At 71.2% G+C, this 15,215-nt stretch carries 13 protein-coding genes; 6 read left to right on the top strand and 7 right to left on the bottom strand.

Features of this window, described 5'->3' with window-relative positions:
* Nucleotides 1-3: 3 nt before the first annotated feature.
* Complete coding sequence (locus J7F03_RS00770; RefSeq protein ID WP_308378866.1) at nt 4-447, top strand: ATP-binding protein; 444 nt, start codon at nt 4-6, stop codon at nt 445-447.
* Between the two features lie 825 nt (nt 448-1,272).
* Nucleotides 1,273-3,348 (top strand): thioredoxin domain-containing protein, encoded by a 2,076-nt coding sequence (locus J7F03_RS00765; protein WP_214946650.1) that lies wholly within the window; start codon nt 1,273-1,275, stop codon nt 3,346-3,348.
* Between the two features lie 47 nt (nt 3,349-3,395).
* Here the strand turns inward: J7F03_RS00765 and J7F03_RS00760 are convergent, their stop codons facing one another.
* Nucleotides 3,396-4,082 carry a hemolysin III family protein gene (locus J7F03_RS00760; protein ID WP_251071230.1) on the bottom strand — a complete coding sequence of 229 codons (687 nt, stop codon included), beginning with the start codon at nt 4,080-4,082 and terminating at the stop codon, nt 3,396-3,398.
* Nucleotides 4,083-4,303: 221 nt separating this feature from the next.
* On the opposite strand from J7F03_RS00760, the gene J7F03_RS00755 reads away from it, so the two are divergent.
* The gene (locus J7F03_RS00755) at nt 4,304-6,145 is read left to right on the top strand and encodes a phosphoenolpyruvate carboxykinase (GTP) (protein WP_214946648.1); all 1,842 of its coding nucleotides are present in this window, start codon (nt 4,304-4,306) and stop codon (nt 6,143-6,145) included.
* A gap of 66 nt (nt 6,146-6,211) precedes the next feature.
* On the opposite strand, the gene J7F03_RS00750 is transcribed toward J7F03_RS00755, so the two are convergent.
* Genes J7F03_RS00750 through J7F03_RS00735 form a run of 4 tightly spaced genes read right to left on the bottom strand, consistent with a single transcriptional unit; the run spans nt 6,212 to nt 10,714 of the window.
* The gene (locus J7F03_RS00750) at nt 6,212-6,844 is read right to left on the bottom strand and encodes a hypothetical protein (RefSeq protein ID WP_214946647.1); all 633 of its coding nucleotides are present in this window, start codon (nt 6,842-6,844) and stop codon (nt 6,212-6,214) included.
* Nucleotides 6,831-8,444 carry a VWA domain-containing protein gene (locus J7F03_RS00745; protein ID WP_214946646.1) on the bottom strand — a complete coding sequence of 538 codons (1,614 nt, stop codon included), beginning with the start codon at nt 8,442-8,444 and terminating at the stop codon, nt 6,831-6,833. The genes J7F03_RS00750 and J7F03_RS00745 overlap by 14 nt, the downstream gene beginning before the upstream one ends.
* Nucleotides 8,441-9,625 carry a toxic anion resistance protein gene (locus J7F03_RS00740; protein ID WP_214946645.1) on the bottom strand — a complete coding sequence of 395 codons (1,185 nt, stop codon included), beginning with the start codon at nt 9,623-9,625 and terminating at the stop codon, nt 8,441-8,443. Before J7F03_RS00740 ends, J7F03_RS00745 begins: the two co-directional genes overlap by 4 nt.
* A gap of 9 nt (nt 9,626-9,634) precedes the next feature.
* A complete protein-coding gene (locus tag J7F03_RS00735) occupies nt 9,635-10,714 on the bottom strand; it encodes a substrate-binding domain-containing protein (protein ID WP_214946644.1) in 1,080 nt (359 codons plus the stop codon).
* 137 nt (nt 10,715-10,851) lie between these two features.
* Between J7F03_RS00735 and J7F03_RS00730 the strand changes: the two genes are divergently transcribed.
* The gene (locus J7F03_RS00730) at nt 10,852-11,313 is read left to right on the top strand and encodes a hypothetical protein (RefSeq protein ID WP_214946643.1); all 462 of its coding nucleotides are present in this window, start codon (nt 10,852-10,854) and stop codon (nt 11,311-11,313) included.
* Between the two features lie 184 nt (nt 11,314-11,497).
* Here the strand turns inward: J7F03_RS00730 and J7F03_RS00725 are convergent, their stop codons facing one another.
* Both J7F03_RS00725 and J7F03_RS00720 read right to left on the bottom strand, forming a co-directional pair.
* A complete protein-coding gene (locus J7F03_RS00725; protein ID WP_214946642.1) occupies nt 11,498-11,890 on the bottom strand; it encodes a hypothetical protein in 393 nt (130 codons plus the stop codon).
* Between the two features lie 111 nt (nt 11,891-12,001).
* Entirely contained in the window at nt 12,002-13,213 is a 1,212-nt protein-coding gene (locus J7F03_RS00720; protein ID WP_214946641.1) for a pyridoxal phosphate-dependent aminotransferase, read from the bottom strand.
* A 479-nt stretch (nt 13,214-13,692) separates the two neighbouring features.
* Between J7F03_RS00720 and J7F03_RS00715 the strand changes: the two genes are divergently transcribed.
* Together J7F03_RS00715 and J7F03_RS00710 are read left to right on the top strand one after the other, a co-directional pair.
* On the top strand, nt 13,693-13,920 hold the full coding sequence (locus tag J7F03_RS00715; RefSeq protein WP_214946640.1) for a hypothetical protein: 228 nt from the start codon (nt 13,693-13,695) through the stop codon (nt 13,918-13,920).
* Between the two features lie 266 nt (nt 13,921-14,186).
* Nucleotides 14,187-15,206 carry a serine hydrolase gene (locus tag J7F03_RS00710; RefSeq protein WP_214946639.1) on the top strand — a complete coding sequence of 340 codons (1,020 nt, stop codon included), beginning with the start codon at nt 14,187-14,189 and terminating at the stop codon, nt 15,204-15,206.
* The last annotated feature ends 9 nt before the right edge of the window (nt 15,207-15,215 follow it).

Raw genomic sequence — 15,215 nt, 5'->3', positions numbered from 1 at the left:
AGCGTGTTCGGCATCGGACCACGTGAGGGGGACGGCTCCATGACTGCCGCTGGTACGGGCTTTGCTCAGCGATTCAGCGCGACCGCGCGGGGTGCCCGCCTCGCCCGGCAGTTTGCGCTGATCGAGTTGGCTGACTGGGGCATTCCCCTTGGCTCTGACGCCTCGGATACGGCCGGGCTGGTCATTGCGGAACTGGCGTCGAACGCCGTGCGGCACGGGCACGTTTCCGGGCGTGACTTCGAGCTGTGCATGGCCATGTCCGGTGACGTTCTCCGTCTGGAGGTAACGGACGCGCGGGGCGAGAGGCTCCCGCGTATCCAGTCGTCCGGCGCCGGGGAGAGCGGCTACGGGTTGCAGCTCATCACGGCATTCGCCGCCGATTGGGGAGTGACCGACCGGGTCGTCGGCAAGACGGTTTGGGTTGAGCTCGCGGCGGAGCGAATGTGAGCACTGTCCCGGAGTGGGGCCCCAAGGAGCGTGCGTTCCTCGATGAGGGACTCACGCGCATCCTGGCCCGCCGGTTCGGCCCTACCCCGGACCTCAGTCAGACGGCAGGCGTACGAGCGGACGACGAACTGACCGCTGCTGTCATCCAGGCGCTTCCGGGCCTGCTGACGGCAGTGGCGGCAAGTCTTGACCCGTCAGCGGAGGCGGTGACGAATGGCCAGGCTCAGCGCGCGGGAGGCGTGGGAGGCGCGCCAGTACATCGGGAGCCATGAACTGAAGCTCCGGCAGCGCCTGGCGGACGGTGAGACGCACGAGGAGATCGCCGTACGGGTCGGTGTCAGCGTCCGGACGCTTCGGCACATGCTCGAAGTGGTGCTACCAGGAACGGGAGTCCCGAAGTGGCAGTGCCCCTTGTTGCCCGCCGGACAGAACGAACCCACTGCGGAGCCTGGGCGCTCCTGGGCATTGGGCACATCGGGGCGCTAAGGCGCGGCCTCTGGGGTGAGCCCAGGTACACGGGCCCCCTCGGGACTCTGTCGAGTGCCTGCGGGAACCCGGACACGACGGCTGGCACGAGGCGGTAGTGCGACCCGTTGCCGACCCTTTCGGGGGCGGAGACGTTGTATCCCGTGGAGGCGGGCAGCTGACCCCTTGGCCCGGGACAACGTTATCCAGGTGGTCCTGTTGGGGCCTCTCTCGGTCGGTTGGGCCTGACCGGCCGGAGTCCAGAGGGCCATCCTGTCGACGCTGCTCCTCCAGAGCCCCACCCGCGCGCTGCCCCGTGGCGCTTGGGCGGGGCGGAGGCGGGTGCGCAAGGATGGGGGGATGTCCAACCGACTTGCGCAGGCCACGTCCCCGTATCTCCTCCAACACGCGGACAACCCCGTCGACTGGCGGCCCTGGGAGGCCGAGGCGTTCGAGGAGGCCCGGCGGCGCGGTGTTCCCGTGTTCCTGAGTGTTGGCTATAGCTCGTGCCACTGGTGTCATGTGATGGCGCACGAGTCCTTCGAGGATGAGCTGACGGCCGCCTACATGAACGAGCACTTCGTGAACATCAAGGTGGACCGGGAGGAGCGGCCGGACGTCGACGCCGTCTACATGGAGGCGGTCCAGGCGGCGACAGGGCAAGGGGGCTGGCCGATGTCCGTCTTCATGACGGCCGAGGGGGAGCCCTTCTACTTCGGTACCTACTTCCCGCCCGAGCCCCGGCACGGGACGGCCTCGTTCATGCAGGTGCTCGAAGGTGTACGGACCGCGTGGGTCGGCCGACGTGAGGAGGTGGCCGAGGTCGCGCAGAAGATCACCCGCGACCTCGCCGGCCGTGCACTCGGAGCAGGGGGCGAGGGCCTGCCGACCGCCGAGTCCCAGGGCAATGCCCTCCTTCAGCTGACCCGGGACTACGACCCGGCGAGCGGGTGGTTCGGCGGAGGTGATACGAAGTTCCCGCCGAGCATGGTCGTCGAATTCCTCCTCCGCCACCATGCCCGGACCGGCTCCGAAGGTGCCAGGGAGATGGCGGAAGGCGCCTGCGAGGCCATGGTGCGATCGAGCCTGTTCGACCAGGTGGGAGGCGGGTTCCATCGCTATGTGCTGCGCGCGAAGAGCGATGGGCCTTTGGTACCCCACTTCGAGAAGATGCTCTACGACAACGCGCTGCTGTGCCGGGTCTACGCCCACCTGTGGCGGTCGACCGGATCGGAGCTCGCCCGGCGCGTGGCCCTGGAGACCGCCGACTTCATGGTCCGCGAACTGCGCACCGGCGAGGGCGGCTTCGCCTCCGCGCTCGACGCCGACAGCGAGGACCAGGTCACCGGGAAGCACGTGGAGGGGGCCTACTACGCCTGGACGCCCGCGCAGCTGCGGGAGGTGCTGGGCGAGGAGGACGGATCACTGGCCGCCGCCTGCTTCGGGGTGAGCGAGGAGGGGACCTTCGAGCACGGGACGTCCGTACTGCAACTCCCCGCGGACGGGCCGGACATCGAGCCGGAGCGGCTCACCGGCATCAAGGAGAGGCTGCTCGCCGCCCGCGCCGGGCGGCCCGCGCCCCGACGGGACGACAAGATCGTCGCCGCCTGGAACGGGCTGGCCGTCGCCGCCCTCGCCGAGTGCGGGGCCTTCTTCGACCGGCCCGATCTGGTCGATCGGGCCACCGAGGCCGCCGACCTCCTGGTACGGGTCCACTTCGACGCGGCGGCCGGGCGGGCCCGCCTCGCGCGGACGAGCAAGGACGGACACGTCGGGGCCAACGCCGGGGTGCTGGAGGACTACGGGGACGTGGCCGAGGGCTTCCTCGCGCTGGCCGCCGTCACCGGCGAGGGGGTCTGGCTGGAATTCGCCGGGTTCCTCGTCGACCTGGTCCTGGACCGGTTCACCGCCGAGGACGGATCGCTGTACGACACCGCGCACGACGCCGAACGGCTGATCCGCCGGCCCCAGGATCCGACCGACACCGCCGCCCCCTCCGGCTGGACCGCCGCCGCCGGCGCGCTGCTCTCGTACGCCGCGCACACCGGCTCGGAGCCGCACCGCACGGCGGCCGAGCGGGCGCTCGCGGTGGTGCACGCGCTCGGTCCGCGCGCTCCGCGCTTCATCGGGCACGGGCTGGCGGTGGCCGAGGCGCTCGTCGACGGCCCGCGCGAGGTCGCCGTCGTCGGGCACCCGGACGATCCGGCGACGGCGGGTCTGCACCGCACCGCCTTGCTGGGGACGGCTCCCGGGGCGGTGGTGGCGACCGGTCCGCCGCGCGCGGCGGACGGCAGCGGCGGGGAGTTCCCCCTCCTGGCCGACCGCACCCTCGTGGAGGGCTTCCCGGCGGCGTACGTGTGCCGGCACTTCGTCTGCGCGCGCCCCACGACGGACCCCGCCGAGCTGGCCGGACAGCTGGGCCCGGCCCGCCCCTGACCGGTCCGGGGCGGCGGCGGGCCAACCCGGCGGGGACCCCGCCGGGTTCAGTGCGAGTACGCGGCCAGCGAGATGCCGACGTAGTGGGCCACGAACGCGGCGAGCGTCAGTGAGTGGAAGACCTCGTGGAAGCCGAAGAAGCGCGGGGAGGGGTTGGGTCGCTTCATGCCGTAGATGACCCCTCCCGCGCTGTAGAGGAGGCCGCCGGCGATGACGAGCACCAGGACCGCGATCCCGCCGGTCCGCATGAACTCGGGGAGGAAGAAGACCGCCGCCCAGCCCATCGCGATGTAGCAGGGCGTGTACAGCCAGCGCGGGGCGCCGACCCAGAAGACGCGGAAGGCGATGCCGGCCGCGGCCGCGATCCAGACCGCCCACAGCAGGGTCCGCCCGCTGGAATCCGGCAGGAGCAGCACCGTCAGCGGTGTGTACGTGCCCGCGATGATCAGGAAGATGTTGGCGTGGTCGAGCCGCCGCAGGACGGCCTCGCCGCGAGGGCCCCACGTACCGCGGTGGTACACGGCGCTGACGCCGAAGAGCAGGCACGCGGTGAGGATGTACACCCCGCACGCCACGCGGGCCCGGGTCGAGTCGGTGAAGGCCATGAGGACGAGACCGGCGATCACCACGGCGGGGAACATGCCGGTGTGCAGCCAGCCGCGCATGAGCGGCTTGGCCTCCGGATCGGCCGGTTCGACCACCGGAGCGGCCACGGCAGCGGCGTCAGAAGTCATGCCGACCATGCTACCTACGGTTGCGTAGGTTTCCGTTAGTGCGCTTTACGGAAGATTGACCGGAGTGGCAATGCTCACGTGAGAGGCCCCCTGGACATATGCGCACACGCACCGGATGATCAGATGAGTGCGGTCGGCACCGGATGAGCGGAGCGCGAAGCGTCCGGGTCGCAGCCCCCACGGGGCACAAAACCAAACGAAACCATTAACAAGGAGCAATCGTGGCGCGCGACAACGCGGCTCCCACCACTTCCGACGTCCCGACGAACCACCAGGAGCTCGTCTCCTGGGTCGGCGAGATCGCGGCCCTCACCCAGCCGGACCGCATCGTCTGGTGTGACGGCTCGGAGGCCGAGTACGAGGCCCTGTGCGAGGAGCTCGTCTCCAAGGGCACCTTCAAGAAGCTGGACCCGGCCAAGCGCCCGAACTCGTACTACGCCGCATCCGACCCCTCCGACGTCGCGCGCGTCGAGGACCGGACCTTCATCTGCTCCGAGAAGGAGGAGGACGCGGGCCCGACCAACCACTGGAAGGCCCCTTCCGAGATGAAGGAGCTCTTCGCCGGCAAGGGCGAAGAGGGCGGCATCTTCCGCGGCTCCATGAAGGGCCGCACCATGTACGTGGTCCCCTTCTGCATGGGCCCGCTCGGCTCCGAACTCTCCGCGATCGGCGTCGAGATCACCGACTCCGCCTACGTCGCCGTCGCCATGCGCACCATGACCCGCATGGGCAAGCCCGTCCTGGACGAGCTCGGCACCGACGGGTTCTTCGTCAAGGCGGTCCACACCCTCGGTGCTCCGCTCGCCGAGGGCGAGGCCGACGTGCCGTGGCCCTGCAACACCACCAAGTACATCTCGCACTTCCCCGAGACCCGCGAGATCTGGTCCTACGGATCGGGCTACGGCGGCAACGCCCTGCTCGGCAAGAAGTGCTACGCGCTGCGCATCGCGTCCGTCATGGCGCGCGACGAGGGCTGGCTCGCCGAGCACATGCTGATCCTCAAGCTCACCCCGCCGCAGGGCGAGTCGAAGTACATCGCCGCCGCCTTCCCCTCCGCCTGCGGCAAGACGAACCTCGCCATGCTGGAGCCCACGATCCCCGGCTGGACCGTCGAGACCGTCGGCGACGACATCGCCTGGATGCGCTTCGGCGAGGACGGCCGCCTGTACGCGATCAACCCCGAGGCCGGCTTCTTCGGCGTCGCGCCCGGCACCGGCGAGCACACCAACGCCAACGCCATGAAGACGATGTACGCCAACACCGTCTTCACCAACGTCGCGCTCACCCCCGACGGCTCCGACGTCTGGTGGGAGGGCATGACCGAAGAGGCGCCCGCGCACCTCGTCGACTGGAAGGGCAACGCCTGGACCCCGGAGTCGCAGACCCCGGCGGCCCACCCCAACGCCCGCTTCGCCGTCCCGGCCTCGCAGTGCCCGACGATCGCCCCCGAGTGGGAGGACCCCAAGGGCGTCCCGATCTCCGCGATCCTCTTCGGCGGCCGCCGCGCCTCCGCCGTGCCGCTGGTCACCGAGTCCTTCGACTGGAACCACGGCGTCTTCATCGGCTCGAACATCGCGTCCGAGAAGACCGCCGCCGCCGAGGGCAAGGTCGGCGAGCTGCGCCGCGACCCCTTCGCCATGCTGCCGTTCTGCGGCTACAACATGGGCGACTACATGGGGCACTGGGTCGACGTGGCCAAGGGCAAGGACCAGGCCAAGCTCCCGAAGATCTACTACGTGAACTGGTTCCGCAAGAACGACGCGGGCAAGTTCGTGTGGCCCGGCTTCGGCGAGAACAGCCGCGTCCTGAAGTGGATCGTCGAGCGCCTCGAGGGCACCGCCGAGGGTGTCGAAACCCCCATCGGCATCCTGCCGACCGTCGCGTCCCTGGACACCGACGGCCTGGACCTGCCCGCCGCCGACCTGGAGTTCCTGCTCACGGTCGACAAGGAGGTCTGGCGCGACGAGGCCTCGCTGGTCCCCGCCCACCTGAACACCTACGGCGACCACACGCCGAAGGAACTGTGGGACCAGTACGACGCGCTCGTCGAGCGCCTGGGCTGACCCCAGCCCCCCAAGAACCGGCGGCCGGCTGTCCCCGGCCGTAGGAACGACGCGGGATGTCCCGACCTAGGATTCCCTACGACCTTCCAAATAGGTCGTGTGCGTCTGCTGACGGCGGGCCTCCGTTTCACGGAGGCCCGCCGTTACGCGTTCCGCCTCCTCGCGCAGCAGCGAGAGCTGCCGCTCCAGATGGCGTTCGGGCGATTCCCCGCCCGCCGTGAGCCGGGTCCACCAGCGGGTCCGGTTGTAGGCGTCCACGCACTCCGGGACGTCCGTCCGGATCGCCCGCGTCAGCGCGTGCACCGCCTCCGGCTCGGTGGCCAGTACGCCGGCCACCCAGCCCGGCTCCAGCATCGCCGCGTACAGCTCCAGCAGCCCGGCCAGGACCCCGGCCGGCTCCGACGGCAGGTCCACCTCGCCGACGTACTCCCGCAGCCGCGCGAAGTCCTCCCGTACGAAGCCCAGTTGTTCGGCGGGCTCCGGGACCGCGGGGGGCGGCGGCACGTCCGGCGGGGCGATGAGCGCGCCCGCCGCGTACAGCCCGGCGATCACGGCCGGCCAGTACGTGCCGGCCACCCCGGTCAGCGTCAGGCCCACCCCGATCACGCCGCAGGCGCTGCCCGCCAGGTTCTTCTTCGACTCCAGGTACGTGAGCAGACCCGCGCCGAGCGCCCTCCCGGCCGTCCTACTGGTAGCCACGGATCTCCTCGAAGGCGCCGTCCAGGGAACCGTTGCCGTCGGTGGCGTCGAAGAGCCGGCCGCCGGTCAGTTCGGTGATGTGGGTGAGCTCCTCGCGGTCCGAGTCGCCGAACAGCACCGCGAAGACCGGCGTGCGCTTCCGCGCCTCCGGCAGCCCCGCGTAGAAGGCGTCGAAGTCCTTCGCCCGGTCGCCGCTCTTCCCGTCGGTCATCAGCACGATCGAGGTGAAGGCGTCCCCGTTGCCCTGCCCCAGGTGCTGGTACGCGGCCTTCAGACTGCCGTACACGGCCGTACCCCCCTCCGGCTGCAGCGACTTCACGTCACCCCGGATCGCGTCCAGGGCCGGTCCCGGATTTCCCGGCTCGACCACGTGCGTCAGTACCTTCTTCACCTTGTCGCCGAAGGGCAGCAGCGTCACCTCCTCGCGGTCCCGGAACCGGTGCCCGGTCCCCGAAGTCCCGCTCCCCGTCAGGTCGGTGAGCGCCGCCTTCAGCCGCCCGATCCGGTCCCCCTCGGCCATCGAGCCCGAGGTGTCCAGGACGTACACCGTGCGCGAGGGCCGGCGCAGCTCGTTCTCGTAACTGGCCAGCAGCCCGTCCGCGACCGACCGGGTGCCCGGGAAGGGCAGCTCGCGCCGCTTGTCCGCGTTCAGCCCGGCGGCCGGGGTCACCCCGGCCGCGACGGGCCGCCGGAAGGTCTTCTCGGTGATCGCCTTCTGGGCCTCGGCGCCGCGCAGGTGGTCGGTCAGCACCCGCCCCGACTCGCGGGCCCCGGCCGGGGCCGAGGTCAGCAGGGTCAGCGGGTAGTGGGCGGTGACCACGCCGTCGAGCGGCCGGATCACCGTCAGGTCCGTCTTCGCGTCCCGGTTCATGGACAGCAGCACCGACTCGTAGTTCACGAGCGCGTCGACGTCCCCGCGCTTGGTGTACGCGGCCGCCAGCCAGCCCGAGGAGCCCGAGGTCAGCTTCTGCCCGGCGAAGAACTCCTTCAGCTTCGGCTGCGCCTTCGCCACGTCCGCGTCGGTCAGCGCCGCCTGTGCCCCCGAGAGCCCCGAGGCGACGGATATCAGCGCGGAGAAGCCGGAGTTGGAGCGCACCGGATCGGCCATCCCGTACGTCAGCTTCCCGGCGGCCACGGCCTCGTGCACCGCCGACCAGGTGACCTCCCCGGGCTTCCAGCCCAGCCGGGCCAGCGCCTGCGGCTTCACGCCGACGGCGACGGGCGAGGACATCACCGGGGTCTCGCTCGACAGCTTCCCCGCCGCCTCGGGCCGCAGCCGCACGTAGTCGTTGGAGGAGAGCCAGACGGCGTCGTACTTTCCGTCCGCCTTGCCGGAGGCGATCTGCTCGACCGCGTCGAGGGTGCCCGACAAGGTCAGCTCCACGCCGACCCCGGTGGCGGTCTTCGCCGCCTTCAACACCTCGTCCATGTCGGACAGTTCGCTGGAGGCCAGCACGCGCAGCTTGCCCTCCTGGTACACCGACCGCTCCGGCCGGTCCGGATGCTTTTGGGCCATGCACGCGCTCGCCCCGAGCAGGGTGGCGGCGAGCGCCACCGCCGCGGCGAGCCGTCTGCGGATCACAGCGCTGCGGATGCTCATCGGTCGCCGCCTTCCAGGGCGCTCGCGGTGCGGGTGCGCGCCAGGTAGGCCGAGGCGTTCTGGAGCTCGCCGGTCAGGGACTCCACGGTGGCCGCCATGTTCTCGGTGGCCTGCGCCTTGAAGGTGTCGATCGCGTCCAGCGTCTTGTAGATCTGGGCGAAGGCCGTCCGCAGCGTCTCCGCCCCGACCGCCGGGTCGGCGGCGATCCGTTGGATCTCCCCGCTCTGCGTGGCCAGCATTTCCGCGTTGCCCCGGATCAGGTCCTCGGTGGTGTCGCGCAGGGTGTTGATCTGCTCGATCACCTTCTTCTGGCTGTCGAGCGCCGAGGCCAGCATCACGGCGATCCGCAGCGCGGACACCGTCGTGGTCGCGGCCCGGTCGACGCCCTTGATCAGCTCGTCGTTGTTGCGCCGGACCACGTCCATCGCCAGGTAGCCCTGCGCGCAGACGGCCAACTGGGTCAGCAGGTCCTGGTGCTTCTGCCGCACGGGGAACAGCACGTCCACGCGCAGCGCGTCCGCCTGCCGCGCGTCGGCCTGCCCGGCGATCCGCTGCTCCACGGCCGCGTCCAGGGCCTCGGTGAGCACCGCGTACTCCTGGAGCTTGCCCATGGTCTCCCACAGGCGGGCGCGCTCGGTGTGCAGGGCGGCGTTGTCACGGCGCAGTTCGTCCTGGCCGCCGCGCAGCGCGCCGACGATCCGGTTGAGGGTGGTCTGCGAGGAGGCGTACTTGGCCACGTGGTCCTGGAGCTTGTTGCCGCCTGGCAGCTTGGAGAGGAACTTGCGGACCCCCTTGGCCGGGGTGTCGCGCGGATCCAAGTCCTCTACGGTGCGCCGCAGTTCGACCAGTGAGGTCGCGACGCGGGCCTGGGCGTCGCCGCCGCCGTCCGAGCCGAGGGAGCGTACGGCCCGCTCCAGCATCCGGTTGGACTGCTGGGCGGCGCCCCGGATGTCGGCGGAGCCGAGGCCCGCTATCTCCCCGATCCGGGTCGCGAACTCGGGGGAGCGGCTGTCGATGCCGGCCAGCGAGCCGACGTACTCCCCGGCCCGGCGGGCCATCTCCTCGCGCACCCCGTCCTGGAGCGGTACGAGGCCGGCGGCCTGCTCCCGCTTGACGGGGGCGACGGGCTCGGGAGCGGTGAGGACGAGCGGGCCGTCCTGCGGTGGTGTCGGTGTCATCATGTGGTCCCCCTATCCCTTGGCGCGCGCGGCCAGCGCCATCAGGATCTTGACGGTCGGCGCGCCGACCTGGCGGATGCCGGTCAGGCCCGGGTTGAGGTACGCGGCCTGCGGCGCGGTGGCGGCGGTGAACTCGGCCACCCCCTCCTGCGGCCGGAACCCGTGGCGGATCGCGAGCTCGCGCAGCTTCGGGTCGGTGGCCAGCAGGCCGCCGAGCTCCTTGGCCTTCTCGCTGATCGGCACGAAGGTGTGCGGGGAGTTGACGGTGGTGTCCGGGTAGAGGACCACCATGTCGTCCGGCGGCTGCTTCTGCAGGAGCAGGCTGGCCACCTGGGACTCGTAGGCGAGGATGAGCGGTTCGCCGCTGCCGCTGATGAAGGCCCGGAAGGGGTCGTCGGTGCTCGGCTCCAGGGCGCCCTGCACGGAGATCAGCTTGCGCATCAGGGGCGCGGTCCGCTCGATGCCGGCGTCGTCGGAGACGACGGTCGAGTTGTTGGCCACGTTCGAGGCGGTGGCGAGGAAGAGCGCGCCCGAGTTGGAGGTGGCCGGGTCGGTGGTCTTGATGAACACCGTGCCGGTCAGCTCGGGGTAGGCGGTGGTCCCGCCCTGGAGCTCCTGCCACTTCCTGTCCTCGCCGGCGGCCTTCAGGTAGGGGCCGAGGAGGAGCGTGCCGGAGTTCTTGCCGGTCATCTTCACGAGGCCGTGGTCGGCGAGGACCTTGGCGGCGTTGGAGCGGGCGATGACGACGAGCGGGGAGAAGAAGGGCTTGGTGTTCTGGGCTCCCTTCACCCCGGCCGCCGTCTCGATCTCCTTGGCGGGTTCACTGCTGCTGGGGAAGGCGAAGTCGAACTCCTTGAGGGCGAGTTGGTCCATCGCCCAGGAGCCCGAGGTCTCCGCCTTCACGGTGTAGCCCTTGTCCGCAAGGGCCTTGACGACGTCGGGGTCGCGGAAGAACTCGGACTTCTCCGAACCGATGACGCCACGCACGGTCTTCGTTGCCGTGCCCTCCGGCTTCTTGCCCCCCATGACGATGACGGCTGTAACGCCGCCGATCAGGAGGGCCGCCAGGGCGATTCCTAGGATGCGTCTCACGGGTGCAGAGTGCTCGCGGAAACCCACATTCCGCGCCGAGTTGAGTGAACGGGAGGTGACCAGGCGGTCCCACTTCGAAATGCTGTGTGGGCCCGTGGGTGCTGGTGAGCGGAGCGGGCGGCCGGGAGGATCGTGCCATGGGCGTGAGTGCGTTGAAATGGCAGGGCTGGCTGGTCGCCCTGGTGGTCGTGGCGGGACTGCTGGTCTTCGCCCCGCTGGGGCTGTACGTATGGGCCGGCGGCGCGCCGGCCGAGCGGCCGGCCGGGGCCGCGTGGGAGGACGTACGGATCACGGACTGCCGAATCGATCCGGCAAGTCGGCGGGTGACGGCCTCGGTCGAGGCGGTGAACCGTTTCCCGGGCGAGGGGGCCTACGTCGTCACGGTGGAGTTCCGCGAGCAGCCGGACGCGGATCCGGCTGGGGCGGGCCGGACCCCGGGCCCGGCGGCCTCGGTCGCCGGGGGCCCCCAGGCGCTGGTGAGGATCCCTGGTGTCCCCCCGGCCGCGACGGAGCGCGCCGAGGCACTCGGGCCGGTCTGGCCCCCGGCCACGGTCCCCTGGTGCGGTATCGCCGCCGCCGACTTCACCCTGGCCCCGTAGGTCGCCAGGCCCCGCCGCGCGGGGTTCATCCGCCGGGCGGGGGAGTGAGGCGGGTTGCGGCTTCGCCGCCGCGGGGCAGGGGCGGGTGCGGGTTCAGCGCCGCAGGGCGGTGGTGCGTCGCGGCTTCGGCGCCGCGGGGAAAGGGCACCCGGTCCGGAGCCTCCGCGGCCCCGGACCGGGGCCGTCAGTGGGCGCCGACGAGGTCGAGCGCGGCGGCGTGCGCGTCCATGCGCTCGGCGGCGAGGATCGCGACCGTGGTGTCGGCGCGGGACGCGGCGACGAGCAGGGCGCGGGCGGCGAGGTCGTGGGCGCGCTGGTGCAGCGAGGAGGCGGCCTCGGCGTCGTGGCCGGGACTCCGGGGCGCGCGCGTGGGCTGCGCGCCGCGCAGGCGGGCCACCTCGACGGCGATACGGGCCGCGGCCTCGTCGAGGCCGAGCTCGTCGGTGACGGTGAGCAGCGCGGCGAGGTGACCGGCGAGCTGGATGTCCAGCGCTTCGGAACGGCTGCTGCGGGGGTAGTCGGTGCGGTGGCCGCCCATGCGGGGGTCGACCGACTTGGTGCGAATCGGCTCGTACATGCGGAGGCCTCCTGCGTGGTCAGGAGACCATCCTACATTGGATCCGTTCTAAAGTTGAGCTGATTCCTGTTCGTGCGTGTCGACGCAACCCCTAGGGCGTCGCGAGGCCCCCTACGGCTGGCTGTAGCCGTCGAGGAAGTTCCCGATCCGGGTCACCGCGTCGGCCAGGTCCTTCGCGTTCGGCAGGGTCACGATCCGGAAGTGGTCGGGGTCGGGCCAGTTGAAGCCAGTGCCGTGCACGACCATGATCTTCTCCTCGCGCAGCAGGTCGAGGACCATCTGCCGGTCGTCCTTGATCTTGTAGACGGACGGGTCCAGCTTGGGGAAGAGGTACAGCGCGCCCTTGGGCTTCACGCAGGTGATGCCGGGGATCCGGGTCAGCAGGTCGTAGGCCGTGTCGCGCTGCTCGAGCAACCGCCCGCCGGGAAGCACCAGGTCGACGATCGACTGCCGGCCGCCGAGGGCGGTGGCGATGGCGTGCTGGGCGGGCATGTTGGCGCAGAGCCGCATGTTCGCCAGGATCGTCAGGCCCTCGATGTACGAGGACGCGTTCTTCTTGGGGCCGCAGACCGCCATCCAGCCGGCCCGGTAGCCGGCGACGCGGTAGTTCTTGGACAGCCCGTTGAAGGTGAGCGTCAGCAGGTCCGGGGCGATGGCGGCGGTGTTCGTGTGCGTGGTGCCGTCGTAGAGGATCCGGTCGTAGATCTCGTCCGAGCACACGATCAGGTTGTGGCGGCGGGCGATGTCCGTCAGCCCGCGCAGCATCTCGTCGTCGTAGACGGCGCCGGTCGGGTTGTTCGGGTTGATGATCACGATCGCGCGGGTGCGGTCGGTGACCTTGCGCTCGATGTCCGCGAGGTCCGGCATCCAGTCGGACTGCTCGTCGCACCGGTAGTGCACGGCGGTGCCGCCGGCCAGCGATACGGAGGCGGTCCACAGCGGGTAGTCCGGTGCGGGCACCAGGACCTCGTCGCCGTCGTCGAGCAGCGCCTGCATCGACATCTGGATCAGCTCGGAGACGCCGTTGCCGAGGTAGATGTCCTCGACGTTCAGGTCGATGCCCTTGGTCTGGTAGTGCTGCATCACCGCGCGGCGCGCCGAGAGCAGCCCCTTCGCGTCCCCGTAGCCGTGGGCGTTGCCCAGGTTGCGGAGCATGTCCTCAAGGATCTCCGGCGGGCAGTCGAAGCCGAAGGCCGCGGGGTTGCCGGTGTTGAGCTTGAGGATGCGATGACCTGCTGCTTCGAGTCGCATGGCCTCTTCGAGCACGGGGCCGCGGATTTCGTAGCAGACATTGGCGAGTTTCGTTGACTGGATCACCTGCATGACGGGAGCTTACGGGGCCGGATGCGGGCGCGCTCGGGTATTTGCCCCGGATCCGAGGAGTGGACGGTGGACCGATATGTCCCCTTTCGCGTAATGCTTGGGTGCGGGCGCCGAGTGCCCTTGGAAACGGGGGCCGGCGCGTGGCTCCGGCCTGCGGAATGGGTGGGGGTGCGGGAGGTGGCCGGACCGGTGTTGCGCTCGTCACCCTGTCGGATTCCAGGTCCTGCCCGGACGGCGTACGGCGTGCGCGGCGCCTGACGGTGATCAAGGAGGGCGGGGGCGCGGCAGGCGGACGGTACGGCGGGGAACGGCATGGGCACTGGCGGGAGCCCCGGCGCGGGCGTGAGTACGGGCCTGAGTACGCGCACTCATGCGGCGCGGCCCGCCCCGATGGAGGGTGGTGCGTGCGCACGCGTCCGGGGGACGCCGCGCCGGAACCGATCAGGGCGCGAGGGCGCGAGGACGTGAGGGGTGGGGCAGTGGAGTTCACGGTCGGGGACATGGTGATCGAGGCGCTCGGTTCGGACGGGGACGACCGGGCGATCGAGTTCTTGGCCACCCCGCAGGGCGCCGAGGCGCCGGCCGTCTTCGTCATCCACCGCGAGCAGGACTGGGAGTCCGCCCGCCTCACCGTCGACCCGCACTCGGGCTCCATCCCCGTGGCCGCGGTCGAGTGGGCGGTGGAGTTCGCGCGGGAGTACCTGTAGCCGCGCCGGGTGGGTAGTGGGTGGCGGGTCGTGGGTGGCGGGCCGGGTGCGACCGGCGGGTGCGGCGGAATGAGCCGGGGGTCCAAGGGGCCCGGGGGGCCCGGGGGGCCCGGGGGAGCCCTGACGGGGAGGCCCCCAGGGTCGGGGCGGTCCGCGTCGGGGTGGCTTCGGGGTCCGGTCAGGGTGATCACCGATGGGCAACGTCCGGAGGGTGGCGGAGAGTTGGTGTCAGAGCCCGCCGAGTCGTCCTTCTCCAGGAGCCACCGATGAACGCACGTCCCCGCACCGTCCACCGGATCGCCGTCGCCGGCATCGCCTTGGCTGCTCTCACCGTCGGCGTGGGCGCCCCGGCCGCCTTCGCCGCGCCCGTCGTGTCCGCCGCGTCCTCGGCCCGCGCCGAGCGGGCGGCCGCTCACGACCCCGCCGCCCTGCGGGCGCTGCTGGCCCGGCTGCCCGACGAGGTCTCGCGGGGGGCCCTGGCGCGGGTGTCCGGTGAGGGGCTGCGCACGCCGTGGACCGGGACCGCCGGGCCGGTGGCCGCGGACGCGGAGCTGCCGGTCGGCAGCGTGACCAAGATATTCACCAACACCCTGGTGCTGCGGCTCGCCGCCGAGCACCGCATAGCGATCGACGCGCCGGTGCGCCGCTATCTGCCCGACCTGATCCCCGCCGCGTACGCCGAAGTGACCGTACGGCAGCTCATGGACCACACCAGTGACCTGCCGCCCGTCGAGGGAGGCCCAGCCGAGCCGCGCGCCGTGCTGCTCGCCTCGTTCGCGGCGGACGCGGCCACCCGCCCGGACCGCATACCCGCCCCCGGCACCGTCCAGCAGTACAACGGGCTGAACAGCTTCGTCGCCGGCCTGCTCGTGGAGCGGATATCCGGCCGGACCTACGAGCAGGAGCTGCAGCGCCACGTCCTGCGCCCCCTGGGCCTGCGCCAGACCCGGCTGTCGGCGGATCCGAGGATGGCCTGGTTCTGGGCGGAGGGCGGCCTGGTCTCGACCGCGGCGGACCTGGACCGCTTCATCACGGCGCTGCTGGGCGGCCGGCTGCTGCCCCCCGCCCAGCAGCGGCACCTGTACGAGGTCCCCGACGTGCCGAACGCCCCGCAGAACACCTGCCTGTCACCGAAGGCATGCTTCAGCGCGGGCGGCCTGATGCGCTTCGACACGGCCGGCACCACGGTCTGGGGCAAGACGGGCTCCGGCCCGGGCTGGTCGAGCGGTGTCTTCGCCACCGAGCACGCCGGGCGCCGGCTGGTCTACGCCCACAACCGTTCCTAGAGACTGAGC

The sequence above is a fragment of the Streptomyces sp. ISL-43 genome (assembly GCF_018614195.1).
Classification (GTDB): domain Bacteria; phylum Actinomycetota; class Actinomycetes; order Streptomycetales; family Streptomycetaceae; genus Streptomyces.
The sequence above is the reverse complement of the archived record's forward strand: the minus strand, read 5'-3'. Positions and strand labels throughout refer to the sequence as shown.